This window comes from Nostoc cf. edaphicum LEGE 07299, assembly GCF_015207245.1.
Lineage (GTDB): Bacteria > Cyanobacteriota > Cyanobacteriia > Cyanobacteriales > Nostocaceae > Nostoc > Nostoc edaphicum_B.
In genome coordinates, this window is sequence record NZ_JADEXF010000593.1 from 1 (window position 1) to 3810 (window position 3810).

Genomic DNA, 3810 nt, shown 5'->3' on the forward strand with positions numbered 1-3810 from the left:
GTTTTTAGGTGGTTCTTGGGTATTAATGTGTTCTGCTCCAGATTCAACAATAGGTGAGGATGCGTTCTTAAATCTAGTAGCGGCTTCTAAGCCTTTTTGGGGTGAATCTGCCCCCTTTTTAGTAACACTTTTGATTACTATATCTTGCCTCCTAAGTTCTGCTACAGCAGTTTCTAACTCTCCTCGGATATTATACCAGCTTGCCTTAGACAGACAGCTTTCTCCTATATTTGCATTAGTTTCCCGTCAAGGTGTCCTTGGGCCTGCTATTTTAGTTACCTTTCTCCTCAGTTTGCTTTGTCTAAATTTGGGAAATATATCTCAACTTGTCACAGTAGCAGGCACTTGTTATCTCATGTCTATTATGGGTCTACATCTGGGATTATGGATGTGTCGTGGCAAATCATACGTGTTATGGCCTTGGTGGTCACTTGGTTTTTTCTTGGTCGAAGCGGTAGTTCTAATAGTGGGAGGTTTAGCTTGCAATTGGAGATATTTCTTAGTGGGATTATTATTACCCATTATTTTGTCGATTGGAGATTTAGTGCTAGGTCGGTTAAGATTTGCGCCATTACACCCAAATTGGTGGACACAGCGTTACGATACTAAGTCTAGTAGAAATAATCCAGATTTTGTAGTATTACAAGTGATTGTTTTAGTATCATTGATTTGTATTACTGCCACAATCAGTTGGGTTATTCGCGATTTTGTAGATAGATTTTCTAATCATCCTCAAAATTCTTTCCTAGCGATTTTATTAGTGACGCTTTCTTTTGCAGGGGTTGCGATCGCTTGTTGGACAACCTTACCACAAATTATTGCTATTGATGAAGCACGCAAACAAGCAAGAAACCTATTTATCACTACTCTCGATACTGTTCCAGATACTGTTTTAGTATTAGATGAAGACGGGACAATTTCTCAGACAAATGCTGCTGCTGAAGAATTATTTCAAACAAGCATTCAGCAGTTGCTTGGGCAAAACTTGAATCAACTTCTAATATGCTATCACGGCAAACCGGAGCAATGGTCTACTAGAAGTGAGCAAAGCTTGAAAATTAACCAAGGTTTGCGAATTGTTGAATCGACGATTTCCCAGCCATTTAATTCTCTGCTACGGGAGTATATTGTTATTGTTCGTGACATCACTAAGCGGAAGCTAGCAGAGAAGGAGTTAGTCCAGTATCGTTATCAACTTGAGCAGTTGGTGCTAGAACGCACTATTGAACTTATTAGAGTTAATCAACAACTTCAACAAGACATTATTAAACGTCAAGAAGCACAAGAACAATTACTGCACAATAGTCTTCATGATGGGCTAACTGGATTACCTAATCAACGGTTATTTCTGGAGCGGGTGCAGCAGGCAATAGAACAGTCTAAACAGCAAAATAATTATTTATTTGCCGTACTCTTCTTAGACCTAGATCGCTTTAAAGTTGTTAATGACAGCCTCGGACATCTACTAGGAAATCAACTTTTGATTGCAATTTCTCATCGGCTCAAGTCAGTTCTGCGAGGCGAAGACATAATAGCTCGTTTTGGCGGAGATGAGTTCACAATCTTAATTGGGGAAATTGAGGATATCAACACCGCGATACAGGTGGCCGAGCGAATTAAAAAGGTACTAGCTTTGCCATTTCAATTAAATGAGCATCGGGTGTTTACTAATGTTAGTATTGGCATTGCTTTAAGTAGAGCAGATTATGAGCAAGCAGCGCAAATTCTACGCGATGCCGATGTGGCAATGTATTGTGCAAAATCACTTGGTAAGGCACGTTATGAGGTTTTTGATCCAAAGATGCACGAGGGTGCAGCTTTGCTCTTAGAGTTAGAAACTGCTCTGCGAAATGCGCTGCTAAAGCAAGAAGAATTTCGCCTTAATTACCAGCCAATTATTTCACTAACAACTGGCAAAATTATTGGATTTGAGGCACTGATACGTTGGCATCATCCAGAACGAGGACTTATTTCCCCTCAAGATTTTATTCCCTTGGCTGAGGAAACTGGAATGATTGTTAGTATTGGGCAATGGGTGCTTTATGAAGCTTGTCACCAAATGCACAAATGGCATAAACAATTTCCTACCTCACAACCTTTGACGATTAGCGTAAATTTTTCTGGTAAACAAATTACGCAACCTGATGTGTTTAAACAGGTTAAACATATTTTGCAGCAAACTGGACTGGAGCCATGCTGTTTGAAATTGGAAATTACTGAAAGCTTGTTGATGGATAATTTTGATTTAGCTACCACTGTGCTTTCCCAATTAACAGCGCTGAATGTCGAGATGCACATGGATGATTTTGGGACTGGCTATTCATCCTTAAGTTATCTACATCGCCTACCAATCAAAACCATTAAGATTGACCGCTCTTTTGTCACCAGTATAGGTAGTCGAGGAGAAAATTTAGAAATTATTCGAGCGATTGTGACATTAGCCCATAATTTAAATATGTCTGTAACAGCAGAAGGCATAGAAACTGTAGACCAATTAGCCCAATTGAAGGCTTTACAATGTGATTATGGGCAAGGGTATTTCTTCTTACCACCTATGGAACGGGCAGAAGTAGAAATACTACTTGCTGCTAACTTGTGCGGAAGAAACTTTTTAAAAAGATAAAATCTTGGGAGAAAATTCTGTTTAGAGAAATATCTTCTCAAACTGGGCGATTAATTTCACTTGACAATCTATTTTTAGTGTAGCGCTGATTGTAGCTGGAAATTTTCTACGTTATCAACTAACCCTTCTTCTAACAAAAGTTCGTTAACAAAAGTATCAATTTTGTGCCGATCGATATTTTGCATGACTATAATGTGTACCCAATTTTCATAAATCGCTAGCTGCCACTTTTTAATTAACCTTTGAGAAGGTTTTTGAAACACTACGGTATTGGAAAATTTATTGAGCATACATGGATATTCTCTGATTTTAAGTTGTTGGAAAAGATATTGAGCATTATCTATACAAGTCTTTGCTTCTTTGGCTAATCCATCATAACCTCTTGTTTTTATTGCATACCAGAGAATCAGAGGGGTATGACCGTTCCTAGAACCCAGAATGGTTGTATCTGATGAACCAATATATTCAATTGCTGTTTCAACTTTTTCTACCCATTTTTTCTTGGTTAAAACTACACCGCAAGGCAAGGGTGAACCAATGAATTTAGCAGAAATAGCTATACTATCTATGGGTTTTTGAAAGTTAACTTGTGGAGCGCCATCTAGAAAAGGTAATATTAATCCTGAAAGGGCGGCATCACAATGAATGTAGTAATCTTTAATTTGATTACGCTCTAAAATTTCGAGAACTTTGTCTAAGTTATCAATTGCGCCTTTGACAGTAGTCCCAATATTTAAATTTATGATCGCAGGATAATTACGATTTTCGCTAATGAGTTTTTCAAAATGATCATAATTCATCTCTCCATTAATTTGTGAGTTAACAATGTTGTGTTGGATGCGGAATAATTTTGCCGCTTTTGGTATGGAGTAATGAGAGTCTTGTGATGAGTAAAGAATGCCATCAGGGTAGATTTCTCTTGCTAAGAACATCCCATATAAATTACCTTCAGTTCCGCCAGCAGTAACATAACCCCAAAACTGATTTTCTGGAATTTTATAGAGTTCGGCAAAAAAAGATAACACCTCTTGCTCAAACTTACGAGAATGGAGACCAAAATCTGGTTCAATATATGGATCTCCAGCATTATTTAACAGAAAATTGAAAAATTTGCCGATCGCACTGTAATCACAACTTAAATTATATGGATAGCCTGCATGAAGCTGCGATCGCTGTTCTATTTGCAC

Annotated in this window: 2 protein-coding genes; one reads left to right on the forward strand and one right to left on the reverse strand. The window is 38.0% G+C overall.

Annotated elements, in window-relative coordinates; genetic code table 11:
• On the forward strand, positions 1-2623 hold a 2623-nt coding region (locus IQ229_RS17390), incomplete at its 5' end, for an EAL domain-containing protein (RefSeq protein ID WP_194045851.1).
• A 74-nt stretch (positions 2624-2697) separates the two neighbouring features.
• On the opposite strand, the gene IQ229_RS17395 is transcribed toward IQ229_RS17390, so the two are convergent.
• On the reverse strand, positions 2698-3810 hold a 1113-nt coding region (locus IQ229_RS17395; RefSeq protein WP_228013529.1), incomplete at its 5' end, for a histidine decarboxylase.